24 protein-coding genes are annotated in these 23,740 nt (G+C 70.5%); 15 read left to right on the top strand and 9 right to left on the bottom strand.

All coding sequences use genetic code 11. From position 1 onward, the window contains the following. Nucleotides 1-10 precede the first annotated feature (10 nt). On the bottom strand, nt 11-679 hold the full coding sequence (locus ACH4TL_RS01205) for an N-acetylmuramoyl-L-alanine amidase (protein WP_398322230.1): 669 nt from the start codon (nt 677-679) through the stop codon (nt 11-13). A gap of 203 nt (nt 680-882) precedes the next feature. On the opposite strand from ACH4TL_RS01205, the gene ACH4TL_RS01200 reads away from it, so the two are divergent. The 3 genes from ACH4TL_RS01200 to ACH4TL_RS01190 all read left to right on the top strand — a co-directional run bounded on the left by ACH4TL_RS01200 (nt 883) and on the right by ACH4TL_RS01190 (nt 4,845). Further along, the gene (locus ACH4TL_RS01200) at nt 883-1,794 is read left to right on the top strand and encodes a TIGR03619 family F420-dependent LLM class oxidoreductase (RefSeq protein ID WP_398322233.1); all 912 of its coding nucleotides are present in this window, start codon (nt 883-885) and stop codon (nt 1,792-1,794) included. Nucleotides 1,795-1,845: 51 nt separating this feature from the next. After that, nucleotides 1,846-3,021, top strand: a complete 1,176-nt coding sequence (mnmA, locus tag ACH4TL_RS01195) for a tRNA 2-thiouridine(34) synthase MnmA (protein ID WP_398322236.1) — start codon at nt 1,846-1,848, stop codon at nt 3,019-3,021. 126 nt (nt 3,022-3,147) lie between these two features. Beyond that, nucleotides 3,148-4,845 carry a methyltransferase domain-containing protein gene (locus ACH4TL_RS01190; RefSeq protein ID WP_398425155.1) on the top strand — a complete coding sequence of 566 codons (1,698 nt, stop codon included), beginning with the start codon at nt 3,148-3,150 and terminating at the stop codon, nt 4,843-4,845. 71 nt (nt 4,846-4,916) lie between these two features. Here the strand turns inward: ACH4TL_RS01190 and ACH4TL_RS01185 are convergent, their stop codons facing one another. The 4 genes from ACH4TL_RS01185 to ACH4TL_RS01170 form a co-directional block, all read right to left on the bottom strand. Then, a complete protein-coding gene (locus ACH4TL_RS01185; protein ID WP_398322239.1) occupies nt 4,917-5,477 on the bottom strand; it encodes a Uma2 family endonuclease in 561 nt (186 codons plus the stop codon). 94 nt (nt 5,478-5,571) lie between these two features. Then, nucleotides 5,572-5,886, bottom strand: a complete 315-nt coding sequence (locus ACH4TL_RS01180) for a hypothetical protein (RefSeq protein ID WP_398322242.1) — start codon at nt 5,884-5,886, stop codon at nt 5,572-5,574. 41 nt (nt 5,887-5,927) lie between these two features. Then, complete coding sequence (locus tag ACH4TL_RS01175; RefSeq protein WP_398322245.1) at nt 5,928-6,740, bottom strand: hypothetical protein; 813 nt, start codon at nt 6,738-6,740, stop codon at nt 5,928-5,930. Nucleotides 6,741-7,009: 269 nt separating this feature from the next. After that, nucleotides 7,010-7,366 (bottom strand): winged helix-turn-helix transcriptional regulator, encoded by a 357-nt coding sequence (locus tag ACH4TL_RS01170; RefSeq protein ID WP_398322247.1) that lies wholly within the window; start codon nt 7,364-7,366, stop codon nt 7,010-7,012. Nucleotides 7,367-7,506: 140 nt separating this feature from the next. On the opposite strand from ACH4TL_RS01170, the gene ACH4TL_RS01165 reads away from it, so the two are divergent. After that, nucleotides 7,507-8,400, top strand: coding sequence for an NAD(P)-dependent oxidoreductase (locus tag ACH4TL_RS01165; protein ID WP_398322249.1), 894 nt, complete (start codon nt 7,507-7,509; stop codon nt 8,398-8,400). Here the strand turns inward: ACH4TL_RS01165 and ACH4TL_RS01160 are convergent. Both ACH4TL_RS01160 and ACH4TL_RS01155 read right to left on the bottom strand, forming a co-directional pair. Continuing rightward, nucleotides 8,366-8,614 carry a DUF397 domain-containing protein gene (locus ACH4TL_RS01160; protein ID WP_398322251.1) on the bottom strand — a complete coding sequence of 83 codons (249 nt, stop codon included), beginning with the start codon at nt 8,612-8,614 and terminating at the stop codon, nt 8,366-8,368. The two genes, ACH4TL_RS01165 and ACH4TL_RS01160, sit on opposite strands and share 35 nt — an antisense overlap. Further along, nucleotides 8,614-9,432 carry a helix-turn-helix transcriptional regulator gene (locus tag ACH4TL_RS01155; RefSeq protein WP_398322253.1) on the bottom strand — a complete coding sequence of 273 codons (819 nt, stop codon included), beginning with the start codon at nt 9,430-9,432 and terminating at the stop codon, nt 8,614-8,616. Before ACH4TL_RS01155 ends, ACH4TL_RS01160 begins: the two co-directional genes overlap by 1 nt. A 103-nt stretch (nt 9,433-9,535) precedes the next feature. On the opposite strand from ACH4TL_RS01155, the gene ACH4TL_RS01150 reads away from it, so the two are divergent. Beyond that, entirely contained in the window at nt 9,536-9,832 is a 297-nt protein-coding gene (locus tag ACH4TL_RS01150; protein WP_398322256.1) for a hypothetical protein, read from the top strand. Between the two features lie 10 nt (nt 9,833-9,842). Further along, nucleotides 9,843-10,370, top strand: coding sequence for a TIGR00730 family Rossman fold protein (locus tag ACH4TL_RS01145; RefSeq protein WP_398322259.1), 528 nt, complete (start codon nt 9,843-9,845; stop codon nt 10,368-10,370). Here ACH4TL_RS01145 and ACH4TL_RS01140 read toward each other — a convergent pair whose 3' ends face one another. After that, on the bottom strand, nt 10,371-10,979 hold the full coding sequence (locus ACH4TL_RS01140) for an SRPBCC family protein (RefSeq protein ID WP_398322262.1): 609 nt from the start codon (nt 10,977-10,979) through the stop codon (nt 10,371-10,373). A gap of 136 nt (nt 10,980-11,115) precedes the next feature. Between ACH4TL_RS01140 and ACH4TL_RS01135 the strand changes: the two genes are divergently transcribed. The 9 genes from ACH4TL_RS01135 to gatB all read left to right on the top strand — a co-directional run bounded on the left by ACH4TL_RS01135 (nt 11,116) and on the right by gatB (nt 21,910). Next, on the top strand, nt 11,116-11,766 hold the full coding sequence (locus ACH4TL_RS01135) for a TetR/AcrR family transcriptional regulator (RefSeq protein ID WP_398322265.1): 651 nt from the start codon (nt 11,116-11,118) through the stop codon (nt 11,764-11,766). Nucleotides 11,767-11,788: 22 nt separating this feature from the next. After that, nucleotides 11,789-12,478, top strand: a complete 690-nt coding sequence (locus ACH4TL_RS01130; protein ID WP_398322268.1) for an SDR family oxidoreductase — start codon at nt 11,789-11,791, stop codon at nt 12,476-12,478. A 41-nt stretch (nt 12,479-12,519) separates the two neighbouring features. Then, the gene (locus tag ACH4TL_RS01125; RefSeq protein ID WP_398322271.1) at nt 12,520-13,533 is read left to right on the top strand and encodes a methionine synthase; all 1,014 of its coding nucleotides are present in this window, start codon (nt 12,520-12,522) and stop codon (nt 13,531-13,533) included. A 27-nt stretch (nt 13,534-13,560) separates the two neighbouring features. Continuing rightward, nucleotides 13,561-15,789: an NAD-dependent DNA ligase LigA gene (ligA, locus tag ACH4TL_RS01120; protein ID WP_398322274.1), complete on the top strand. Its 2,229-nt coding sequence runs from the start codon at nt 13,561-13,563 to the stop codon at nt 15,787-15,789. Between the two features lie 280 nt (nt 15,790-16,069). Continuing rightward, nucleotides 16,070-18,154 carry a putative bifunctional diguanylate cyclase/phosphodiesterase gene (locus ACH4TL_RS01115; RefSeq protein ID WP_398322277.1) on the top strand — a complete coding sequence of 695 codons (2,085 nt, stop codon included), beginning with the start codon at nt 16,070-16,072 and terminating at the stop codon, nt 18,152-18,154. 205 nt (nt 18,155-18,359) lie between these two features. After that, nucleotides 18,360-18,656 (top strand): Asp-tRNA(Asn)/Glu-tRNA(Gln) amidotransferase subunit GatC, encoded by a 297-nt coding sequence (gatC, locus tag ACH4TL_RS01110; protein ID WP_398322280.1) that lies wholly within the window; start codon nt 18,360-18,362, stop codon nt 18,654-18,656. Between the two features lie 5 nt (nt 18,657-18,661). After that, nucleotides 18,662-20,155: an Asp-tRNA(Asn)/Glu-tRNA(Gln) amidotransferase subunit GatA gene (gatA, locus tag ACH4TL_RS01105; protein WP_398322283.1), complete on the top strand. Its 1,494-nt coding sequence runs from the start codon at nt 18,662-18,664 to the stop codon at nt 20,153-20,155. Next, nucleotides 20,152-20,391, top strand: coding sequence for a hypothetical protein (locus tag ACH4TL_RS01100; RefSeq protein WP_398322287.1), 240 nt, complete (start codon nt 20,152-20,154; stop codon nt 20,389-20,391). The genes gatA and ACH4TL_RS01100 overlap by 4 nt, the downstream gene beginning before the upstream one ends. Before the next feature lie 13 nt (nt 20,392-20,404). Then, nucleotides 20,405-21,910: an Asp-tRNA(Asn)/Glu-tRNA(Gln) amidotransferase subunit GatB gene (gene gatB, locus ACH4TL_RS01095; protein ID WP_398322290.1), complete on the top strand. Its 1,506-nt coding sequence runs from the start codon at nt 20,405-20,407 to the stop codon at nt 21,908-21,910. 347 nt (nt 21,911-22,257) lie between these two features. Here the strand turns inward: gatB and ACH4TL_RS01090 are convergent, their stop codons facing one another. Further along, nucleotides 22,258-23,733 (bottom strand): M81 family metallopeptidase, encoded by a 1,476-nt coding sequence (locus tag ACH4TL_RS01090; RefSeq protein ID WP_398322295.1) that lies wholly within the window; start codon nt 23,731-23,733, stop codon nt 22,258-22,260. Between the last annotated feature and the right edge of the window lie 7 nt (nt 23,734-23,740).

The following is a 23,740-nucleotide window of genomic DNA, read 5'->3' as shown; positions in this document are numbered from 1 at the left end:
GCGACAGCCCTCACGTCGTGATCCGCACCGCCCGCACCAGCTCCAGATAGCGGTCCCAGTCCCAGTGGCGGCCGGGGTCGGTGTGGTCGGTGCCCGGCACCTCCGAGTGGGCCACGATGTGCTCGCGGTCCCGCCCCATCCCGTAGCGCTCGCAGATCGCCGCGGTCAGCCGGGCCGAGGACCGGTACATGGCGTCGGTGAAGTCCTGCGGCCGGGTGACGAAGCCCTCGTGCTCGATGCCGATGCTGCGCTCGTTGTACGAGCGGTTGCCCGCGTGGAACGCCACGTCCAGCTCGCGGACCGTCTGCGCTATATGCCCGTCGCGGCGCACCACATAGTGCGCCGCGGCGCGGTGCCCGGGGTCGCGGAAGACCTTCAGCGCGTCCTCGTAGGAACCCTGCACGACATGGATCACCACGCGGTCCACCGTGTAGTCGTACGGCCGGTCGGCGCGCCGGTAGTTGGCGCCGGAGGCCGCCACCCAGTCCGCGCCCGGGTGGTCGACGGCGCCCTCCTCGCGCGGCTGTTGATCGCCGGGCATCCGCCACCACAGGTGTTTCAGGCTGTCCCGCGCGGCATACCCGGCGATCCCGGCCGCGCCGAGACCGGCCGCGGTACCGCCGAGCAGCAGGGTGCGCCGGCTCACAGGGCGGCGCACGCCGCCGTCGCTCTCGCTCACACACGCTCAACGCGCGGGCCCACGCGCCCGGTTCCGCCCCCGCGGATCAAGCCGCGGATCAAGCTGCGGATCACGTTGCGAACGCGCTGTCGATCATGGCGCGAACCGTACGCCGACGGGTAGCTGAATATTGAACCAACGGCGAGGATCACCGGCACCACGAGGTCATGCACACCACGAGGCACACCACGAGGAGCCGCCGTATGCGCATCGGGTTCACCCTTCCCCAGTTCGGTGAGCTGGCCCACCACCCGCAGCACGTCGCCCGGTTCGCACGCGAGGCGGAAGCGCTCGGCGCGGACAGCCTGTGGGTCGGCGACCGGCTGCTCGCCCCGGTCGACCCCGAGGTCGGTTACGCCGGTACGGACGTGATCCCACCGGAATTCCGCTCCGCCCTCGACCCGTTCGCCCTGCTGGCCACCGCCGCCGCGGCCACCGAACGCGTCCAGCTCGGCACCAACGTCATCAACGCGCCCTGGTACGCGCCCGCGCTGCTCGCCCGCTCCTTCACCGGCATCGACCTGCTGAGCGCCGGACGGCTGCTGGTCGGCCTCGGCACCGGCTGGTCGCCCGAGGAGTACGAGACGACGGGCATCCCCATGGCCGAGCGCGGCCGCCGCCTCGACGAATGCCTGGACGTCCTCAACGCCTGGTGGACGCGGAACCCGGTCGAGCACCACGGCGACCACTGGACCGTGCCCGCCAGCCACATCGACCTCAAGCCCGCCTCCCGCCCCCACCCGCCGGTCTACCTGGGCGCCTTCGCCCCCGCCGCCCTCACCCGGGTCGCCCGGCGCGCCGACGGCTGGCTGCCCATCGCGGTCCTCGGGCGGAAGTACGCGGGGAGCGACCCCATCCCCGGCCTCGCCCGGAACCTGGCCGGGCTGCGGGAGACCGTCGAACGGGAGGGGCGGGATCCGGCCCGCTTCGACGCGATCCTCCGGGTCAACCCCGACGCCGACGCCTCGCTCGACGACATCGTGGCCACGATCGCGCGGGCGGAGGCGGAGGCGGGCGTGGGGCACTGCTTCGTCGAGCTGTGCTATCTCGCCAAGGATGTCGATCAGGCCCTCGACCTGGTCCGTAGCGTGCTGGAACGGGCCCGAGCCGCGTAAGCAGGGAACCCGTTATTCGTTCCCCGCGGAGCGAATTATGCTGGCTGGGTTATGACTGAATTCCCCGGTGCGCCCACAGGTCCCCGCGACGGCCGTCGCCTGCGCGTCCTCGCCGCCATGTCCGGCGGCGTGGACTCGGCGGTCGCCGCCGCGCGGGCGGCCGAGGCGGGCCACGACGTGACCGGTGTCCACCTCGCCCTCTCCGCCAATCCGCAGTCCTTCCGCACCGGCGCCCGCGGCTGCTGCACGATCGAGGACTCGCGCGACGCCCGCCGGGCCGCCGATGTGATCGGCATCCCGTTCTACGTGTGGGACCTGGCCGAGCGGTTCCGCGAGGACGTGGTCGAGGACTTCATCGCCGAGTACGAGGCGGGCCGCACCCCCAACCCCTGTCTGCGCTGCAACGAGAAGATCAAGTTCGCCGCGCTGCTGGACAAGGCGCTCGCGCTCGGCTTCGACGCCGTGTGCACCGGTCACTACGCCACGGTCGTCCGCCGCGACGACGGCGCCCTGGAGCTGCACCGCGCCAGCGACATGGCCAAGGACCAGTCGTACGTCCTCGGCGTGCTGGACGAGCGGCAGCTCGCCCATGCCATGTTCCCCCTCGGCGACACGCTGACCACCAAGGACGAGATCCGCGCGGAGGCCGAGCGGCGCGGTCTGGCCGTCGCCAAGAAGCCCGACAGCCATGACATCTGCTTCATCGCGGACGGCGACACCCAGGGCTTCCTCTCCCGCCATCTCGGCACCTCCGAGGGCGACATCGTGGACGAGGGCGGCCACAAGCTCGGCACCCACGAGGGCGCGTACGGCTTCACCATCGGCCAGCGCAAGGGCCTGCGCATCGGCCATCCGGCGCCCGACGGCAAGCCGCGGTACGTGCTGGACATCTCCCCGGTGAACAACACGGTCACCGTCGGCCCCGTCGAGGCCCTGGACGTCTCGGCGCTCACCGCCATCAAGCCCCGCTGGTGCGGCGCCGCCCCCACCGGCCCCGGCACCTACACCGCCCAGCTCCGCGCCCACGGCGGCGAGACCGAGGTGACGGCCGAACCGGTGAACGGCACCGACGGCGCCGACGGCGGCGAGCTGCGGGTGACCTTCGCCGAACCGGTCCGCGGAGTGGCCCCCGGCCAGGCGATCGTGCTGTACGACGGCACCCGCGTCGTGGGCTCGGCGACCATCGCCGCGACGGAGCGCTCCCGCCCGGCCGTTTCCCCGTCATAACGGGGCAAACGCTAAAAACTCGCATAAAGCGGTGTATTCCAGATAAGCGGCTTCGTGTTGCCTGGTATTTACATACAATTGGCCTCGTGGGTGGCATAGATCACGCAACTTCGGGGAGGCGCACATCTGGACACGGGTGCCGTTGTCCGCTGTCTCAGCACCGGAGGTTTCGTTATTTCTGCGCGATCGGTCCAGAAATTCGGAGACAATCCATTCGAGGTCAGGGACACCGATCACTACACCGAGGAGTACGTACCAAGCTTCGTTGAAAAATGGGACTCACTGATCGACTGGGAAAAGCGAGCAGAAAGTGAGGGCACGTTCTTCATCGACCTCCTGCGGGAGCGTGGCGTAAAAAAGGTCCTGGATGTAGCCACGGGGACCGGTTTTCATTCGGTACGGCTCCTGGAAGCCGGATTCGAGACGGCGAGCGTCGACGGAAGCGCCGACATGCTCGCCCAAGCCTTCGACAACGGGCTCAAGCACGGCGAGCACATCCTCCGCGTCGTCCAGGCCGACTGGCGCTGGCTCAACCGCGATGTGCACGGGCAGTACGACGCGATCGTCTGCCTCGGCAATTCCTTCACGCACCTCTTCTCGGAGCGTGACCGGCGCAAGGCGCTCGCCGAGTTCTACGCGATGCTCAAGCACGACGGCATCCTCATCATGGACCATCGCAACTACGACGCGATGCTCGACAACGGCTTCACCAGCAAGCACGTGTACTACTACTGCGGCGAAGACGTCGCCGTCGAGCCGGAGCACGTCGACGAGGGGCTGTGCCGCATGCGCTACAGCTTCCCCGACGATTCCGTCTACCACCTCAACATGTTTCCGCTGCGCAAGGACTACACGCGCCGGCTCATGCAGGAGGTCGGCTTCCAGCGGATCGAGACGTACGGCGACTTCCAGCACACCTACCGGGAGGAGCAGCCCGACTTCTTCATCCACGTCGCGGAGAAGGAGTACATCGCGACGGACGAGACGGCAGGGGAATACTCCACGGCCGTCGGCACCGCCCGCGACTACTACAACTCCACCGACGCCGACGAGTTCTACTGGCGCGTCTGGGGCGGCGAGGACATCCACATCGGCGTGTACGACCGGCCCGACGAGCCGATCGCCGAAGCCAGCAGGCGCACCGTCGCCCGCATGGCGGGCCGCCTCGACCTCACGGCGGACTCCCACGTCCTCGACCTGGGAGCGGGCTTCGGCGGCTCGGCGCGCTATCTCGCCGAGACGTACGGCTGCCGCGTCACCGCCCTCAACCTCAGCGAGGTGGAGAACGAGCGGCACCGCGCGATCAACGCCGAGCGCGGGCTCAGCGAGACCATCGAGGTGCTGGACGGCTCCTTCGAGCGGATCCCGCTGGCGGACAACAGCGTCGACGTCGTCTGGTCCCAGGACGCGTTCCTGCACAGCGGCAACCGCCGCCGCCCCCTGGAGGAGGCCGCCCGCGTCCTGCGCCCCGGCGGTCACCTCATCTTCACCGACCCCATGGCGGCGGACGGCTGCCCGACCGAAACGCTGCGGCCCATCCTGGACCGCATCCACCTCGACACCATGGGCTCCCCGGACTTCTACCGCCACGAACTGGCCCGCCTCGGCTTCACCGAGGTAGGCGGCGGCTTCGAGGAGCACCGCGACCACCTGACGACGCACTACGCCCGGGTCCTGGAGGAGACCCGCCGCCAGGAGGCCAACGGCCTGGCGGAACACGTCAGCGCCGACTACCTCGCCCACATGAAGAAAGGTCTCACCAACTGGGTCGAGGGCGGCAGGAACAACCACGTGACGTGGGGCATCTTCCACTTCACCCGGTAGCCCGGTCCATCCGGTAACCCGGTACGGCCGGTGGCGGGCCCCAGCCCCGCCACCGGCCGCCTGTGTTTCGCTCAGTACGTGTAGAGGGCCTTGGTGTCGAGCGTCAGCTCGATCGGATCACCGATCGGCACCGGCTCACCGAAGTCGGTCTCCAGCGATGCGCGATAGTGGTCCCCGCTGGGCAGCGAGTAGAGCAGGCACTTTCCCACGATGGGGTTGACGATCAGGTAGTACGGGATTCCGGCGAGGGCGTACTTCTTGACCTTCTTCTCGGTGTCGTTCTCGGGATTGGACTCCGAGGCGACCTCGACGACGAGAATGATCTCATCGGCCGGGAACTGCTTCAGCCGCGTGCCCCGGTAGGAGGGGTGGGCGACGGCGAGGTCCGGGCGGAGGAGCGTCTTGCCGTGCCAGCCGTCGTAGACGGTGTCCACCTCGGTCATGACGAACCATTGGGACACGAGCTGGGAGGCGATGGTGAGAACCATGTTCCCGTGTGGGCTGCTGACCACGGTGCTGACGTAGACCTCTCCATCGATCATCTCGGCGTGGTAGTCCGGGAATGCCGCGTCGAATTCCTCGAAGCGCCGCATCTCTTCGGTCTGCACTGGGCTCTCCATCTGCGCTGTCATGGTGTGCCCTCCCCTCGTGATCCTGGCCTTTGCCAGGGTAGCTGTGCGTATGTGGCCCTGCACGCAGTCAGAGCCATGGGCTGTATCCGGTCGCTCACTCGGTCTCCAGCGCCTCGACTTCACCTTGCGCGGCCTGCACGATGGCTCCGATCTCGTGAAGGGCGGTTTGCCGCGCATCCGCCCTTGGGCTGGTGTGCAGGACCTGCTCTGCGGCATGCATGCGAGCTGCGCGCTCCGGGATGCGCTCGATGGCGACGACGGTGCCCCACCGGCGGTAGAACATGCGGAGAGGCGCCGTGGTGTCGCCCGCTGCGGAGCGCAGAGCAGAGAGCGTGAGCGCTGGCATCGGAACGAGCGGTTCGTTGTGATCCTGCGCGGCCCGCAGGGCGTCGCCGGAGGGAAGTGTCATGTGTTCCTGCTTCTCGCATGCTGGAGTGGATCACGTCATGGTCAAGCGGCGAGCTGCGCTGACTCGGCCGCCGCTGCCCGGCAGTCGCGGCACCGCCCCGGTCGGGGCGCGCGGAAGGGGCGGTCGCAGCCGTCGCAGTCCTGGAAGGGCATGGGACGGGTCGGCGCCGGGGCATCGGCGGGCGCGGGTGGCCGCAGGGCGGCCAACCGGTAGGCGAGCAGCCGGGCCGGACGGCGGTCGATGCGGTCGGGGAGCCCGGAGGTCAGCGCCTCGGCGATCTCGTACGGCCCGACCCCACGGTCGAGCCATTCCGCGACGGCGGGCGCCAGCGCGGCGGTCTCCCGCTCCGACAGGGCGAGCCGCCGGTCGCGGTGGCGCAGGGAGCCGAGGACGGCGGCGGCCCGGGGATCGGGCGCGGTACCTGGTTCCGGCTCCGGCTCCGGCTGACGCGCCGGTTCCGGCGCCTCGGACGCAGGGGTGGACGGCGGCGCGTCGCGCTCCGCACCGCCCGGCGCGTCGTACACGAACGTACGGGTGACGATCCGCCCGCCCGGCCCCCGCTCGACCCGCCGCTCCAGCCAGCCTTCCGCCTCCAGCTCGTTGAGCGCGGCGGAGATCCGGGACCGGCCCTCCTTGAAGTGGCCGCAGAGCGCGTCGATGCGGATGGAGGCGCCGTCGGGCAGCGACAGGATGTACGCGGCGACGCCGACCGTCACCGCACTGCCCGCCCGCTGGGCGAGCCGGTTCGAGAGCACCGTGAAGTTGGCGGTGTGCCGGGTGCGGACGTGGACGACGCCGGACGCGTGAGCGTCGGCGCGAGCGCGCAGGGGCGCACTAGACTGCCTGTCAGCCATCGGGAAGGTCTCTTCTTCCAGGTTGGTCAGGCCCTCGTCTCGGGATGGCAGTCCCGGCGGGGGCCGACGTCTGTGTGCGGTTGTTGCGGCGAGACTAACCCGACCCTTGGCATATTCGCGCCCAAGTCATCCGATGGGGTGATGAGTTGGGCGGGGTGGGTGGGTGGGGAGTTCTCTACCAGGGTTCTTGGTGAGGGCGCCGCCCCACCGGCTGTCGGCTTCCCAGCGCCTGGCACCGCCCCACCGGGCGACGGGCGCCCGGCATCCGGTCAGGGGGCCGCCGCGTCGACGATGCCAAGTCCGTCGCGGGAAATCCGCCCACGGCCCCACTCGCCCAGCGGCTGGAGCGCTTCGTTGAGCGCCGCGCCCGCCTCGGTCAGGGCGTATTCGACCCGGGGCGGCACCTCCGGGTAGACCGTGCGGCTGATGAGACCGTCCTCTTCCATCTGGCGCAGATGCTGCGTGAGCATCTTCTCGCTGACCCCGTGCAGGGCCCGGCGCAGCTCGGCGTAGCGGCGGGTGCCGTGGGCGTTCAGCTCCCACAGGACGAGGCCCTTCCACTTGCCGCTGACGACATCGAGCGCGGCGTCGATTCCACAGATGTAGGGGCCCTTGCGGGGTGCCATGCGTCTTCCTCGCTCCGTCTCGGCGACGGGGTACGCACCAAACGGTGCGTACCCCACTATTTAGTCGGTACTTCCGCGTGATCGTCGCGGCGGCGAAAGTGATGGGCAAGCGATATGCGAACACTTGAGGGGACGCGTTCATGCCCGTACTTTCACCTGCCACCGTGATCGGTCTGGGGCCCATGGGCCAGGCGATGACACGTACCTTGCTCGCGGCCGGGCACCCGGTCACCGTGTGGAACCGCACGCCGAGCCGTGCCGACGACGTCGTTTCGGCAGGGGCGAAGCTCGCGGCCACCCCGTCCGACGCGGTGGCCGCCAGCGACCTCGTCATTCTCAGTCTGACCGACTACCAGGCCATGTGGGACGTCCTCGGCGACGCGACGGGATCGCTGGCCGGTCGCACGGTGGTCAATCTCAGCTCGGACACCCCCGGCAAGACCCGCGAGGCGGCGTCATGGGCGGCCTCGTACGGAGCGTCGTTCCTGTCCGGCGGGGTGATGGTGCCCGAGCCCATGGTCGGCACCGACCTGTCGTACGTGTACTACAGCGGCGACGCGGAGGCGTTCGGCGCCCATCGCACCACGCTCGCCCACATCGGCGAACCGCGCTTCCTGGGCGACGATCCGGGGCGTGCCCAGCTGATGTACCAGGCCCATCTCGACGTCTTCCTGACGACGTTGGCCGGGTTCATGCACGCGACCGCTCTTGTCGGCTCGGCGGGCATCAGCGCGGAAGTGTTCCTCCCCGAGGTCATGCGGCTCTTCAAGGCGATCCCGGACATGATGGCGGCGGACGGCATGGAGAAGCTGGGAGCGCGTATCGACGCGGGGGAGCACCCGGGGGAGGCGGCCAACGCGATCATGATGGGCGCCACCGCCGACCACATCTACGCGACGGCGAGGTCGGTCGGTGTCGACACGTCACTCCCGGCTGCCGTGCAGGCGTACTACCGCCGAGCCATCGACGCCGGGCACGGCACGGACAGCTGGACGCGCATCATTGACGGCATGCGCGCGCCGCGAAGCCGATGAAGGCCGACCAGGCGGCGGGGGTGACGGTGAGGGCCGGTATCGCGGTGTCCTTGGAGTCGCGGATGTGTACGGCGCCGGGGCACGCGGCGACTTCGACGCAGGCTTGGCCTTCGCCGCCGCTGTAGCTGGACTTGTGCCATTCGACGGCGACTTCGACGCAGGAACCTTCGTTGCCGCTGTAGCTGCTCTTGAACCAGTGCAGTTCGGCGTTCATCAGTCTCCCTCGGTGAGCACGCCCTCCAGCAACTCGATGGATTCTTCGGGACTGAGGGCCTGCGACCGCAGGATGCCATAGCGATGAGTGAGAACGCTGACGTCTTCGAGGTCGGAGACGAAGTAGCTGCCACGCTGCCCTTCGATGTATGCGATCGTGCGGTGATCCGGAGTTTCGAGCAGCGTCATGGGTCCGTCCAGGCCCGCGTGGGTTTCCCGGTTCTCCGGCATCACCTGGAGCGTCAACTGCGGCAGCGACGCACACTTCACGAGGTGCCGTAGCTGCTCGTTACGCAGGTTCTTACCGCCGATGGGCCGTCGGATCGTGCACTCCTGCAACAGGAAGGTCAAACGTGGCGGCGGCTTGCGGTGCAGCAGCCTCTGCCGGGACATGCGCATCTGGACCGCGCGGTCGGTCTCTTCGTCTTCCACAGGAGGTGCTTGCGAGGAGATCACCGCGTACGCGTACCTCTCGATCTGAAGCAGGCCGTTGATGACGTGCGAGTCGTAGGCGTGGAGGGCCAGGGCCTCCGCTTCCAGCTCCCAGTATTCCTGGGCCCACTCAGGGCATACCTCCTGCCATAACAGCTTGGCCGCCTCAATCAGCAAGCCCTGCGCGGCCAACGCCTCATCCACCGCCACCACATACGGCGGCTTCGGCACCCTTTCCCCGCGCTCCACCTTGGCGATCATCGACTCGGTGTACGGGACCCGTCTCTCCAAGTCCTTCATCGTCCATCCGAGTCGTTCCCGCATCATGCGGGACTGCGCGCCGAACACCTTCGCCGCCAGCGACGACTTCTTCTTCCGTTGGGTCAAGACTGCCCCCTCCGCATCGCACAGATCGCACAGTCGCAGCGCGATCACGCACCGTTACAGCGATTCTGTGACCAGGCTAGACGCGACCTGTGACAGTAGGCACATGTCACACGAAGTCACCGCACCGACCGGTCTCCGCTTGCTACCCTGGTCGACTCCCGACGGCCGCCCCTGCTATCTCTCCACCGATGGCAACGGCCCCGTGTCGGCCCTCGCCGACGAGGTCGAGGCCATGCAGCTCTCCACCGGCGACGAACTCCTGCTCCACGCCCGCGCGATGCTCGCCGATCCCAAAGTCCCGCTCGGCGAGTTCCGCTTTCTCTCCGCCCGCCTCTCCGAGGCCCTGCGCGACGCGATCCGCGTGGCGCGGAGCCGTGAAGGGCTCCGGCCCGACTCGTAGAGTGACCGGCATGAACATCTGCGTCTTCTGCTCCGCCGCCGACCTCGACGACCGCTACACCACCCCCGCCCGGGAGTTCGCCGAGCTGATCGGCAAGGGCGGGCACACCCTCGTCTGGGGCGGGTCGGACGTCGGGCTGATGAAGGTCATGGCCGACGGCGTGCAGGAGCACGGCGGGCGGCTGGTCGGGATCTCCGTGGAATTCCTCGCGGCGAAGGCCCGGGAGGGCGCCGACGAGATGGTGATCGCCAAGGACCTCGCCGAGCGCAAGGCACAGCTCCTCGCCCGCGCCGACGCGGTGGTGATCATGGTGGGCGGCACCGGGACGCTGGACGAGGCGACGGAGATCCTGGAGCTGAAGAAGCACGGGCTGCACATCAAGCCGGTGGTGCTGCTGAACGCGGCGGGGTTCTACGACGGGCTCAAGCAGCAGTTCAAGCGGATGGAGGCGGAAGGCTTCCTGCCGCGCCCGCTGAGCGACCTGGTGCACTTCGCGGAGAACGGCGTGGAGGTCATGACGTACCTGGAATCCGTCTGATCAGGTGCGGGCCTCGGCGGTGGCCTTCAGGTCGCGCAGCCACTGTTCGAGACCCCGGCCGAGCGCCTCGGTCGCGGTGGGGGCGTCGGCTTCGACCTGGTCACCGGTCCAGGTCTCCTCGGTGTGGACGCGTACGCCGCCCTTGGCCTTGGTGAACGTCCACAGGTGAACGCCCTCGTCGATGCGCAGCCCTTCGCCGACAGCGGGTCCCTTCCACAGGATGCAGGAGCCGCGCTGGAGTTGGCGGACGGTCGAGGTGATGGTCAGGGTGGTCGCGGGCGTCGTCGGGGTGGCGGGAGCCGGGGTGGTCCACCGGAACCGCGAACCCTTCCGCAGGGGGCCCGGGTCGAGACGCTTCATGGTGAGGACGGGGGCTTGCCAGGTCGGCCAGCGCTCCACGTCGGTCTGGAGCTTCCAGATGGTGCTCAGCGGCGCCTTGATCACGGTGTCGGTGCGGTGGCGGATCTGCGCGGTGGGGTCCACACCCTCGCCACGGCAGGTGGACGAACCGCCGGGGGCGGCCTGGGCCGACGGGGCGGCCATCCCGAGGAGCCCGGAGACGGCGAGCGGGATGGTGAACAGGGCGGCTAACGGGCGAATGCGCGGCATGAGGTCCCTCGTTCGTCGTTATGAGCTTTCGTTGCCGTAAGATGTTCTAACGGAATGCGAATCGAAGCGTCAATAGCCTTCGTGATAGCTTCAAACTCAATCGTGAGGTTGTAGCGGCACGGAAGGGCGGCAGACGATGGCGGAACCGGGCGCGCAGACCCCACGCGAGCGCTACCGCACGCAGGTGCGCGCGGAGATCAAGGAACACGCGTGGGAGCAGATCGCCACGGCGGGGGCGTCCGCGCTCTCCCTCAACGCGATCGCCAAGCAGATGGGCATGAGCGGACCCGCGCTCTACCGGTACTTCGCCGGGCGGGACGAGCTGATCACCGCGCTCATCAGGGACGCCTACCGAAGCCTCGCCGACACCGTGCGGGCGGCCGCCGAGCCCGGCGCCGACGTGACCGCGCTGGCGCACGCCCTGCGCGCATGGGCCCTGGACGACCCCCAGCGGTACTTCCTCGTCTACGGCACGCCCGTGCCCGGCTACCACGCGCCCGACGACATCACCACGATCGCGTCGGAGATCATGACGACCCTGCTCGACGCCTTCACCGCGCTGCCGACGGACGACGCCCCCGCGACACCGCTCGAGGCCCACCTCGAACAGCACCGCCAGTGGGCGGACCCCCATCCCGCCCCGCCCGCCGCCCTCCGCCGGGCCATGACGTTGTGGACCCGGCTGCACGGCGTGCTGTCGCTGGAACTCGCGGGCCACTTCACCGGGATGGGCCTCGACCCCGCCCTGCTGTTCGCGGCCGAGCTGGACGACCTGCTCGCGCGCTGACGCGATACGGCAAGCTGGGGGCATGGGAACGCATCTGATCACTGGGGCGGGTTCGGGCATCGGCACGGCGGTCGCGGACCGGCTGACCGAGCGGGGCGACGAGCTGTGGCTGCTGGCGCGGGACGCCGGGCGGGCGAAGGAGCTGGCCGGGCGGTTCCCCGGGGCGCGTACGGTCGTCGGTGACCTGGCGGACCCGGAGAAGCTGTCGTGGGCGCTGAGCCACCAGACGCTGCCCGACCGGCTCGACTCGCTGCTGCACATCGCGGGCGTGGTCGACCTCGGTGAGATCGGCGAGCTGACCCCCAAGGCGTGGAACCGCCAGCTCGCCGCCAACCTCGTCGCACCCGCCGAACTGACCCGGCTGCTGCTGCCGCAACTCCGGCTGGCCCAGGGCCATGTCGTCTTCGTCAACTCCGGCGCTGGCCTGCGCGCCAACGCCCAGTGGGGCGCGTACGCGGCCAGCAAGCACGGCCTGAAGGCCCTGGCCGACGCGCTGCGCTGGGAGGAGAGCGGCAATGGCGTGCGGGTGACGACCGTCTACCCGGGCCGCACGGCGACGCCGATGCAGGTGAAGGTGCACCAGCAGGAGGGCAAGGAGTACGACGCGGACCGCTGGATCGCCCCCGAGACGGTGGCGACGACCGTCCTCACCGCCCTCGACCTCCCGCACGACGCCGAGATCACCGACCTCCAGATCCGCCCGCGCGGCTGAGCGGGGATCACCCCAGGGGGCTCACCCCATAGGCTTTCGGGGTGAGTGAGAAGACCAAGAAGCACAGCTGGGGCGCGGGGGCCGCGACCGGGGTCGGGTCGATGCCGGGCGGGGACCCGCGGGAGGCCGCGAAGACCGTCACCGGGTCCCTCGAAGCCCTGCCGTATCTGCCGGAGCTGCCCGCGCGGGGGCCCGGGGCGGACATGCTCGGCCGGACCGCCGGGATGCTCGTCGAGGTGTACGCCCATGTGGAGCCGAGCGGTTGGCGTATCAGCGACCGGCCGGGGCGGGACACCCGGCGGGCGCGGTCCTGGCTGGGGGAGGACCTGGACGCGCTGGAGGAGTTCACCCAGGGGCACCGCGGGGCGCTGAAGGTGTCGGCCGTCGGGCCGTGGACGCTGGCCGCGGGTCTTGAGCTGCGGAACGGGGAGGCCGCGCTGAGCGACCCGGGGGCCTGCCGCGATCTGACGGCCTCGCTGGCCGAGGGGGTGCGCGGGCATCTGGCGGAGGTGCGCCGCAGGGTGCCAGGCGCCGAGGTGGTGCTCCAGCTGGACGAGCCGTCGCTGACGTCGGTGCTGACCGGGAGCGTGCGGACCGCCAGCGGCTACCGCACCCACGCCGCGGTGGACCGGGGCGTGGTGGAGGGCGCGCTGCGGGATCTGGTGGCGGCTGCCGAGGCGCCGGTGGTGGTGCACTCGTGCGCGCCGAACGTGCCGTTCGGGCTGCTGCGGCGGGCGGGGGCGAGCGGGGTCTCGTTCGACTTCTCGCTGCTCACGGAGCGTGAGGAGGAGGCGATCGGGGAGGCCGTGGAGGGCGGAACCGCGCTGTTCGTCGGCGCCGTCCCCGGCACGGACGCCGCGTTGTCGGACCCTGCCGGTAGCGTCGGGGGTGTCAGGACGCTGTGGCGCAGGCTGGGGCTGTCACCGGGGACTCTCGCGGAGTCCGTGGTGATCACGCCGTCGTGCGGACTCGCGGGCGCTTCGCCCGCGTACGCGCGCGCCGCGCTGGCCCACTGTGTCCGGGCGGCGAGATCGCTCGCGGACAACCCTGAGTGACAGCCTGAGTGGCGGGAGGACGACACGGTGGCCGGTGAACAGTCGACGGTGCCCTCGGAGGCACGGGATGAGCACGCCAAGCTCGCTGAGCAGGTCGAGGAGCACCGCTTCCGGTACTACGTGAAGGACGCCCCGATCGTCAGCGACGCGGAGTTCGACAGGCTCCTGCGCAGACTCGAGGCGCTGGAGGAGGAGCATCCGGAGCTACGGACCCCGGATTCGCCGACCCAGAAGGTCGCGGGGGCGTACGAGACGGAGTTCACCGAGGTCGAGCACCGCGAGCGGATGCTCAGCCTGGACAACGCGTTCGACGACGAAGAGCTGGGCGTCTGGGCCGACCGCATCGCCAAGGAGCTGGGCACCGGCGCGTACCACTTCCTGTGCGAGCTGAAGGTGGACGGCCTGGCGGTCAACCTCACCTATGAGCACGGGCGGCTGACCCGCGCCGCGACCCGCGGCGACGGGCGCACCGGCGAGGACATCACGCCCAACGTGCGGACCATCGCCAAGATCCCCAACCGGCTGACGGGCGACCGCGTCCCGGCGCTGGTGGAGGTGCGCGGCGAGGTCTTCCTGCCCCGGAAGGCGTTCGACGAGCTGAACGCGCGGCTGGTGGAGGCGGGCAAGCCGCCGTTCGCCAACCCGAGGAACGCGGCGGCGGGTTCGCTGCGCCAGAAGGACCCGAAGGTCACCGCGAGCCGCCCGCTGGACATGGTGGTGCACGGGATCGGCGCCCGCGAGGGCTTCGCCATCGACCGGCTGTCGCAGGCGTACGAGCTGCTGCACGAGTGGGGCCTGCCGACCGCGGCCCACTTCCGGGTGGTGGACACGATCGACGGCGTCCGGGAGTACATCGCGCATTACGGCGACAGCGAGCGCCGCCACTCGGTGGAGCACGAGATCGACGGCGCGGTCATCAAGCTGGACGAGATCCCGTTGCAGGGGCGGCTCGGCTCCACCTCGCGGGCGCCGCGCTGGGCTATCGCGTGGAAGTTCCCGCCCGAGGAGGTCAACACCAAGCTGGTCGACATCCGGGTGGGTGTGGGGCGCACGGGGCGGGTGACGCCTTATGCGGTGGTTGAACCGATCACAGTCGCGGGCTCGGAGGTCGAATTCGCGACACTGCACAACCAGGACGTGGTCAAGGCCAAAGGTGTGCTGATCGGCGACACCGTGGTGCTGCGTAAAGCGGGCGATGTCATTCCGGAGATCCTGGGTCCGGTCGCCGATCTGCGGGACGGCAGCGAGCGCGAATTCGTGATGCCCGCCGAGTGCCCGGAGTGCGGGACCCCGCTCCAGCCCGCCAAGGAGGGCGATGTCGATCTGCGGTGTCCCAACAGCCGGTCCTGCCCGGCGCAGCTGCGCGAGCGGATTTTCTATCTCGCGGGGCGGAAATCCCTGGACATCGAGAACCTCGGTTATGTCGCCGCTGCCGCCCTCACCCAGCCGCTGGAGCCCACCGAGCCGCCGCTGAAGGACGAGGGCGATCTGTTCGACCTCAAGATCGAACAGCTGTTGCCCATCCGGTCGTATGTGATGGACCCGGACAGCGGGCTGCCCAAGCGCGATCCGGAGACGGGCGAGGAGAAGGTCGTCACCTTCTTCGCCACCCAGAAGGGCGAGGCGAAGAAGAACGCCCTGGCGATGCTGGCCAATATCGAGGCCGCCAAGCAGCGCCCGCTGGCCCGGATCATCACCGGCCTTTCGATCCGTCATGTCGGCCCGGTCGCGGCCACCGCGCTGGCCCGCGAATTCCGCTCGCTGGACCGGATCGCGGAGGCCAGCGAGGAGGAGCTGGCCGCCACCGAGGGCGTCGGCGGAATCATCGCCACCTCGGTGAAGGACTGGTTCGCCGTGGACTGGCACCGCGAGATCGTGGAGAAGTGGCGGCGCGCCGGAGTGCGCCTGGAGGAGGAGGCGGGCGAGGACGCGGGCCCGCTGCCGCTCAAGGGTCTGACCGTGGTGGTCACGGGCACGCTGGAATCGCACACCCGGGACGGCGCCAAGGAGGCGCTCCAGAACCGTGGTGCGAAAGTCACCGGCTCTGTTTCGAAAAAGACTGATTTCGTGGTCGTCGGCGACAACCCCGGATCGAAGTACGACAAGGCCATGCAGTTGAAGGTGCCCGTGCTCGACGACGACGGATTCGGCGTCCTCCTCGAACAGGGCCCGGAGGCCGCGCGCGAGGTCGCCGTAACACCTCCGGAGGAGTCCGAGGGAGAGTCGGGTGAGGCCAAAGAGAAGTCCGACGGGTAGTCAAGTCGCTCACGAGGAGTAGTCCCGTCACCCGTCCGGCGCAGTAGTCCGGCCATCTTGGGCGCCACAGCAGTTCAAAGCTGGCCGGAATACGACTGGGAGCACTTCCCGGGCACAGCCAGCGGGCATCACCCTTACAGCGCATACCAGAAGGTTATGGATCGTCGGGCGGCATTCGGGCAACCGATGCCGATCGCCGCCCACCATGCCCTTCTGCCACCTACTGTTGAGGTGTGCGCCTGCCGTGGCGCTGGCACCGCCGGCTGTGAGAGGGACGGGTATGAAACCGACCGAAAGCGCCGCACCGGCGTCGCGGCTGCGCCGGGTTCTGCTGCCCGCGTTGCCCGCCGCCGCGGTCGCCATGGCCGCTTTCGCACTCGGCATCGGAGTATTCCGAGTGCTCGACGCGGGCCATGCGCTCTTTCCCGACGGCACCGTGGGCTGGTCGCTCGCGGTCCTCACCGGAATCATCGTCGGCCATCTGGTCGCCCTCGGCCGGGACCGCTGGTGGGGCGGCACCGGATCGGGCGCCGCGTTAACCCTGGCCGCGCTGCTGCTCTACGGCTGGATGCCGGCCATGCTCGTCAGCCTCGCCGTGGTCGTCCTCGTCGGCGCCGCCCGGCGGCACCGCTGGCGGCAGGCCGCCCTCCACGGCGCGGTCGACATCCTCGGCGTCGGCGCGGCCGCCCTCACCCTCGCCGCCTTCGGCACCACCCCCTCCGTCGAAGAGCCCTGGCACACCGACACCTGGCACGCGTCCGCCGTCCCCCAGCTGGTCCTGGCCGCCTTCGTCTACCTCGCGGTGACCCGCTCCCTGCTGTGGTACTCCCTCGCACCACCCGGCGCCGGACTCCCCACCGTCGCCCGCACCGCCCTCTTCCGGCAGGCCCTCGTCGGCGTCGCGCTCCTCGGCATCGCCCCGCTCATCGTCGTCGTCGCCGGGGACACCCCGCTGCTGCTCCCGCTGTTCGCGGTGCCGCTCGTCGCCCTCGACTCCACGCTGTGGATCGCCCGGGTGCGCGCCGAGGAGCAGCTGCGCGACCCGCTCACCGGGCTGCCCAACCGCCAGTGGCTGCTGGAGCGCACCTGGACCGCGCTCGACGAGGCCGAGCGGGCCGGGGCCCGCACCGCGCTCGTCCTGCTGGACCTCGACCGCTTCCGCTCGGTCAACGACACCCTCGGCCATCTCGCGGGCGACCGGCTGCTGCTCCAGATCGCCGAGCGGCTGCGGCTGGCGCTGCCCCGCGGTGCCGAGGTGGCACGGCTCGGCGGCGACGAGTTCGCCGTCCTGCTGCCCACCACCGACTCCCTCACCAGCGCCCAGCGCAGCGCCCGCGTCCTCGTCGGCGACCTCGGCTCCCCGCTCGACCTGGACGGGCTGACCCTGGTGCTGGAGGCCAGCGCAGGGGTCGCCGTCTACCCCGACCACGCGCTCGACGCCGAGGGGCTGCTGCGCCGCGCGGACGTCGCCATGTACCAGGCGAAGCGGGACCGCAGCGGCGTCGAGCTGTACGAGGCGCGGCGCGACGGCAACACCCCCGACCGGCTCGGCCTCCTCGGCGACCTGCGGCGCGCCCTGGACGCGGGCGACGTCGAGCTGCACTACCAGCCCAAGGTCGGCTTCGACGGCCATGTCGCCGGTCTCGAGGCGCTGGTCCGCTGGGTCCACCCGGAGCGGGGGAAGGTGCCGCCGGACGAGTTCATCGCCATGGCCGAGAGCTCCGGGCTGATGCCCCGGCTCACCGAGTACGTCCTGGAGACCGCGCTCGGCCAGGTCGCCCGCTGGCGCGCCGACGGGCTGATGGTGCCGGTCGCCGTCAACGTCTCGCCGCGCGATGTCCACACTCCCGGCTTCGCCGGTGCCGTCGCCGGGCGCCTCGCCCGGCACGGGGTCCCTGCCGGGGCGCTCCAGCTGGAGATAACCGAGCACGTGCTGCTGGAGGACCCCCAGCGGGCCGCCGATACCCTCGCCGGGCTCACCGGCCACGGGGTGAAGATGTCGCTGGACGACTTCGGTACCGGGTACTCCTCGCTGGTCCATCTGCGGCGGCTGCCGGTCAGCGAGCTGAAGATCGACCGCTCGTTCGTGGCCCGGCTCGCCGTGGACAACGAGGACGCGGAGATCGTGCGCTGCACCGTCGACCTCGCGCATTCGCTGGGGCTGCTGGTCGTCGCCGAGGGTGTCGAGGACGACGAGACGTGGGAGCGGCTGCGGGACCTGGGCTGCGATGCGGTGCAGGGGTGGCTGGTCGCCGCCGCGATGCCGCCCGAGGAGACGACGGCGTGGCTCCGCGCGCGGGGTGAGGGCGGCTGGCGTCGTGAGGAGCGGGATTCCGCTCCCGCAGAGGAGGACGCCGTTACGTAGGGCGCGTGCGCCTTGCGGTTTCGTTGCCCGGTGCCGGTCGGTGGGTGGGTTGTGCCCACCCGTTCCTCCCCCAGCTACCGCTGGGAGGTGCCCCCTCGCGGAACGATTGCCCACAACGGTGTGCGCCAAGCGTTTCGCGCGGGGTGTGGGGGGCGCCATAGGATTGGGGCCGAAAACACTTCACACTCACCCTGAGGATCGCTGCATGCCTGGCATCACGCGCGAGGAGGTCGCCCACCTCGCCCGGCTGGCGCGTCTGGAGCTGAAGGCCGAAGAGTTGGATCACTTCGCCGGACAGCTGGACGACATCATCGGCGCGGTGGCCCGCGTCTCCGAGGTCGCCGACCAAGACGTACCGCCGACCTCCCACCCGCTGCCCCTGACCAACGTCATGCGGCCGGACGAGGTCCGTCCGTCGCTGACCCCGAAGGAGGCGCTGTCCGGCGCCCCCGCCCAGGAGCAGCAGCGTTTCAAGGTGCCGCAGATCCTGGGGGAGGACTGACCCGCATGACCGATCTGATCAAGCTCACCGCCGCGGAGATCGCCGCCAAGGTCGCTTCCGGCGAGCTGACCGCCGTCGAGGTCACCGAAGCCCATCTGGCCCGTATCGAGGCCGTCGACGAGAAGGTGCACGCCTTCCTGCACGTGGACCGCGAGGGCGCCCTGGCGCAGGCCCGCGCCGTCGACGAGAAGCGGGAGCGCGGCGAGGAGCTGGGCCCGCTGGCCGGGGTTCCGCTCGCGCTCAAGGACATCTTCACCACCAAGGGGATCCCGACCACCGTCGGCTCCAAGATCCTCGAAGGGTGGATTCCGCCGTACGACGCGACGCTGACCCAGCGGCTGCGGGACGCGGACGTGATCGTCCTCGGCAAGACCAACATGGACGAGTTCGCCATGGGGTCCTCGACCGAGAACAGCGCGTACGGGCCCACCGGCAACCCGTGGGACCTCACCCGCATCCCCGGCGGCTCCGGCGGCGGCTCCTCCGCCTCCCTCGCGTCCTTCCAGGCGCCCCTGGCCATCGGCACGGACACCGGCGGTTCCATCCGCCAGCCCGCCGCCGTCACCGGCACGGTCGGCGTCAAGCCGACGTACGGGGCGGTCTCCCGGTACGGCATGGTCGCCTTCTCGTCCTCGCTCGACCAGGGCGGCCCCTGCGCCCGTACCGTGCTGGACGCGGCCCTGCTGCACGAGGTGATCGCCGGGCACGACCCGCTCGACTCGACCTCCATCGACGCTCCCGTTCCGGCGGTCGTCGAGGCCGCCCGCAACGGCAGCGTGCGCGGCATGCGCGTCGGCGTGGTCAAGGAGTTCGCGGGCGAGGGCTACCAGGCCGGCGTCATGCAGCGCTTCGAGGAGTCGGTGGAGCTGCTGCGCGAGCTGGGCGCCGAGATCGTGGAGATCTCCTGCCCGTCGTTCGACAAGGCGCTCGCCGCGTACTACCTGATCGCGCCGTCGGAGTGCTCGTCCAACCTGGCCCGCTTCGACGCCATGCGCTACGGCCTGCGGGCGGGCGACGACGGCACCAAGTCCGCCGAGGAGGTCACCGCGCTCACCCGCGCGGAGGGCTTCGGCGCGGAGGTCAAGCGCCGCATCATGCTCGGTACGTACGCGCTCAGCTCCGGCTACTACGACGCGTACTACGGCTCGGCGCAGAAGGTCCGCACCCTGATCACCCAGGACTTCGAGAAGGCGTTCGAGCAGGTCGACGTGCTGGTCTCGCCGACCACCCCGACCACCGCCTTCCCGATCGGCGAGCGCGCCGACGACCCGATGGCGATGTACCTCGCCGACCTGTGCACGATTCCGGCGAACCTGGCGGGGAACGCGGCCATGTCACTGCCCTGCGGTCTGGCGCCGGAGGACGGTCTGCCGGTGGGTTTGCAGATCATCGCTCCCGCCATGGCCGACGACCGGCTCTACCGGGTCGGTGCCGCGGTCGAGGCCGCGCTCACCGAACGCTGGGGCCACCCGCTGCTTGAGGAGGCACCGTCCCTATGAGCGCCATCAAGAAGGCCAAGGGCTTCAAGAAGTCCAAGGCCGGCACCTACCTGTCCATCGGGACCTCGCTGTTCGGCGCGGTCAGCGTGATCAAGCAGGCCAAGAAGGCCCGCTTCGAGAACGACAAGCTGCAGCTGGTCGACGCGGTGGTGTCCGCCGCCGCCATCGCCACCGGCGTCGCCCTGCTCGTCCGCGAGCTGAAGCGCATGGGCGACGACGACGTCCTCGCGGGTTGAAAGGTTAGTTTCCGTGACCGTCACTGAACTGGTGTCGTACGAGGACGCCCTGGCCACCTACGAGCCCGTGATGGGGCTCGAGGTCCATGTCGAGCTCGGCACCAAGACCAAGATGTTCTGCGGGTGTTCGACGTCGCTCGGCGCCGACGCCAACTCGCAGACCTGCCCCACCTGCCTCGGCCTGCCCGGCTCGCTGCCCGTCGTCAACGCGATCGGCGTCGAGTCCGCCATCAAGATCGGTCTCGCGCTGAACTGCGAGATCGCCGAATGGTGCCGCTTCGCCCGGAAGAACTACTTCTATCCGGACATGCCGAAGAACTTCCAGACCTCGCAGTACGACGAGCCGATCGCCTTCAACGGCTATCTGGACGTCGAGGTCGACGGCGAGATCTTCCGCGTCGAGATCGAGCGCGCCCACATGGAGGAGGACACCGGCAAGTCCACCCACGTGGGCGGCGCGACCGGCCGCATCCACGGCGCCTCGCACTCCCTGCTCGACTACAACCGGGCCGGGATCCCGCTCATCGAGATCGTCACCAAGCCGATCGTCGGAGCCGGGGAGAAGGCCCCCGAGGTCGCCCGCGCGTACGTCGCCGAGCTGCGCGAGCTGATCAAGGCGCTCGGGGTGTCCGAGGCGCGCATGGAGATGGGCCAGATGCGGTGCGACGTGAACCTGTCGCTGCGGCCGCACGGCGCCGACAAGTTCGGAACCCGCTCCGAGACGAAGAACGTCAACTCGCTGCGGTCCGTCGAGCGGGCCGCCCGCTTCGAGATCCAGCGCCATGCCGCGGTGCTGGGCGACGGCGGGACGATCATCCAGGAGACCCGTCACTTCCACGAGGAGGACGGCTCCACGACCTCCGGCCGGGTCAAGGAGGAGGCCGAGGACTACCGGTACTTCCCCGAGCCCGACCTGGTGCCGGTCGCGCCGTCGCGCGAGTGGGTCGAGGAGCTGCGGGCCACGCTTCCGGAGCTGCCGCGGGTGCGGCGCACCCGGCTGCGGGAGGAGTGGGGCATCTCCCACCACGAGATGCAGTCCGTTCTCAACGCCGGTGCCATCGATCTCATCACCGCGACGATCGACGCGGGTGCGGACGCTTCGTCCGCACGGAAGTGGTGGATGGGTGAGCTGGCCCGTCGCGCCAACGAGGACGGCGTCGAGCTCGCCGCCCTCCCCATCACCCCGGCCCAGGTCGCCCGGGTGTGCGCCCTGGTCGACGAGGGCTCCCTCAACGACAAGCTGGCCCGCCAGACCATCGAGGGCGTGCTGGCCGGTGAGGGCTCTCCGGACGAGGTCGTGGCCGCCCGCGGCCTGAAGGTCGTCTCCGACGAGGGTGCGCTGGGTACGGCGGTGGACGAGGCGATCGCCGCGAATGCCGCCATCGCGGACAAGATCCGTGGTGGCAAGGTGGCGGCGGCCGGTGCGCTTGTCGGGGCCGTCATGAAGGCGACGCGTGGGCAGGCCGACGCGGCGCGCGTGCGCGAGCTGATCCTGGAGAAGCTGGGCGTCGAGGGCTAGGTCCTCTCACCGACGGCGGCGGGGTGCGTGCTTCGCACCCCGCCGCCGTGGCGTGTCCGGGCCGCGCCGCGGGCCCTCGGACGCGCCGCCGCGTGCGGGCTGCGCCGCGTGGCCTTGGGTTTCGTTGCCGGGTGCCCGGTGGCCGGGTTGTGCCCACCCGTCCCTCCCCCAGCTACCGCTGGGAGGTGCCCCCTCCGCGGAACGATTGCCCACAACCAGGTCACACATCAGCCCCTCCGGCGTTTGAGGAGCGGGGGTTTGGGGGCGGAGCCCCCAACCGGGGGGCCGGGGGCTTGCCCCCGGGTCGGGTAGGGGCGGGGTGGGGAACTAGGCGCCGCAGGCCCCGCCTACAGCAGGGCCGGGGTCAGGTCCGGTTCCGGCATGGGGTCGTCGAAGGGGTACAGGGGGCGGGTCACCCGGCGGTGGCCGAGCCGTAGCAGGTCCTGGTCGACGCCGCCCGGCGTCAGGGCCAACCGCCAGTCGGCCGCCATTTCGTACAGCTCCGGCTCCAGATAGCCGATCTTCACCACCACCAGGTCGTACGTCCGCGGATCCAGCCCCCCGAAGTCCGCCAGCCGATGGAACGGCTTGCGACGGCTGGTCAGGATCACCGTGACGCCACCGCACCGCACCGCCGCGAGGTCGCCGCCGACCTCGTCGCCGGGGCGGAGCGCGACGACCTCGCCGGTCAGTTCGTAGCGCGCCGAGGGCCCGCTGATGTGCCCGCCGACCGACAGCGGGATCCTGGCGCCGACGCCCGCGGCGAAGCAGCGGGCGACCGCCGCCGGGTCGGTGATGCCGGCGTGGAGGGCGGTGGCGCGACCGGCGGCGAGGTCGTCGTGGGCGAGCAGCCGGTCGAGCATGTACGCGAGGTCGCCCGCGCCGCCCGCGGTCGGGTTGTCGCCGGAGTCGCTGATGAGGAAGGGGCGGTCGGGGGAGGCGAGGGCGGCGGCGACGCACTCGTCGGCGCTGCCGGTGGGGCCGACGAAGGCGAAGTCGCGCCGCACCTCCCAGTATTCGCGGGCCAGCGACCGCGCCTGGTCGACGACGAGCGCGGGATCGTCGCCGGTGACGACCACCGTGGCCCGGCAGCGCGGTTCGTCGGCCCAGGCGTAGCCGACCCAGATGGCCGCGTCCACGACGCCGTCCAGCGCCTCGACGGCGGCCAGCCGTCCGTAGAGCGAGGCGGCGGGCTCCAGGCGGGTGCTGGTCTTCTCGCCGGGCAGCAGCACCGGGATCTGGACCCAGGCGATGTGGGGGCGGCCCTTGCCGGAGGCGAGGCGTTCGACGAGTTTGCGGGCGGCGCGCTCGCGCGTGTCCCAGGCGTCCTCGTGCGGGGCGAGCCGGTGCGCGGTGAGCAGGTCGAGCCGGTCGGCGAAGCGGCGCGAGACGTTGCCGTGGAGATCCATGGCGGCGGAGATCAGCGCGTCGGGCCCGATGGCGTCCCGTACCGCGTCGGTGAGATCGCCCTCGGCGTCCTCCATGCCGACGACGCTCATCGCGCCGTGGATGTCGTACACCAGCCCGTCGAGGGGACCGGCCGCCCGGATGCGGTCGGTGAGTTCGGCCTTGATGCGGGCGTAGGGCGCGGGTTCGACGGGCCCGCCGGGGAGCGCGACGGCGTGCACCAGGGGCACCCATTCGACGAGCGCGGAGAGGTCGCCGTCCGGACGGGTCCAGCCGTAGCGGTCCAGCAGGTCGTCGCCGCGGGTGACGCGGAAGTCGTCGTAGGCGGCGCGGTGCGGGCTGAAGGTGCTGGATTCGATGTGCATGCCGCCGATGCCGATCCGCAGGCGGCGGCCTCGGGGTGGGGTGGGTGCCATGCTGCCT

It is taken from the genome of Streptomyces sp. NPDC021115 (assembly GCF_044333065.1).
Classification (GTDB): Bacteria; Actinomycetota; Actinomycetes; order Streptomycetales; family Streptomycetaceae; genus Streptomyces.
Note: the sequence above shows the minus strand (reverse complement) of the source record. Positions and strands in the feature narration are given on the sequence as shown.

Bases quoted from the DNA above. Each gene is read 5' to 3' on its own strand.
- ACH4TL_RS01145 (WP_398322259.1), top strand. From the start codon at position 9,843: ATGAACATCTGCGTCTTCTGCTCCGCCGCCGACCTCGACGACCGCTAC.
- ACH4TL_RS01160 (WP_398322251.1), bottom strand. From the start codon at position 8,614: ATGAACGCCGAACTGCACTGGTTCAAGAGCAGCTACAGCGGCAACGAA.
- ACH4TL_RS01115 (WP_398322277.1), top strand. From the start codon at position 16,070: ATGAAACCGACCGAAAGCGCCGCACCGGCGTCGCGGCTGCGCCGGGTT.
- ACH4TL_RS01100 (WP_398322287.1), top strand. From the start codon at position 20,152: ATGAGCGCCATCAAGAAGGCCAAGGGCTTCAAGAAGTCCAAGGCCGGC.
- ACH4TL_RS01140 (WP_398322262.1), bottom strand. From the start codon at position 10,979: ATGCCGCGCATTCGCCCGTTAGCCGCCCTGTTCACCATCCCGCTCGCC.
- ACH4TL_RS01090 (WP_398322295.1), bottom strand. From the start codon at position 23,733: ATGGCACCCACCCCACCCCGAGGCCGCCGCCTGCGGATCGGCATCGGC.
- ACH4TL_RS01165 (WP_398322249.1), top strand. From the start codon at position 7,507: ATGCCCGTACTTTCACCTGCCACCGTGATCGGTCTGGGGCCCATGGGC.
- ACH4TL_RS01200 (WP_398322233.1), top strand. From the start codon at position 883: ATGCGCATCGGGTTCACCCTTCCCCAGTTCGGTGAGCTGGCCCACCAC.
- mnmA (WP_398322236.1), top strand. From the start codon at position 1,846: ATGACTGAATTCCCCGGTGCGCCCACAGGTCCCCGCGACGGCCGTCGC.
- ACH4TL_RS01185 (WP_398322239.1), bottom strand. From the start codon at position 5,477: ATGACAGCGCAGATGGAGAGCCCAGTGCAGACCGAAGAGATGCGGCGC.
- ACH4TL_RS01135 (WP_398322265.1), top strand. From the start codon at position 11,116: ATGGCGGAACCGGGCGCGCAGACCCCACGCGAGCGCTACCGCACGCAG.
- ACH4TL_RS01175 (WP_398322245.1), bottom strand. From the start codon at position 6,740: ATGGCTGACAGGCAGTCTAGTGCGCCCCTGCGCGCTCGCGCCGACGCT.
- gatC (WP_398322280.1), top strand. From the start codon at position 18,360: ATGCCTGGCATCACGCGCGAGGAGGTCGCCCACCTCGCCCGGCTGGCG.
- gatA (WP_398322283.1), top strand. From the start codon at position 18,662: ATGACCGATCTGATCAAGCTCACCGCCGCGGAGATCGCCGCCAAGGTC.
- ACH4TL_RS01130 (WP_398322268.1), top strand. From the start codon at position 11,789: ATGGGAACGCATCTGATCACTGGGGCGGGTTCGGGCATCGGCACGGCG.
- ACH4TL_RS01170 (WP_398322247.1), bottom strand. From the start codon at position 7,366: ATGGCACCCCGCAAGGGCCCCTACATCTGTGGAATCGACGCCGCGCTC.
- ACH4TL_RS01180 (WP_398322242.1), bottom strand. From the start codon at position 5,886: ATGACACTTCCCTCCGGCGACGCCCTGCGGGCCGCGCAGGATCACAAC.
- ACH4TL_RS01150 (WP_398322256.1), top strand. From the start codon at position 9,536: ATGTCACACGAAGTCACCGCACCGACCGGTCTCCGCTTGCTACCCTGG.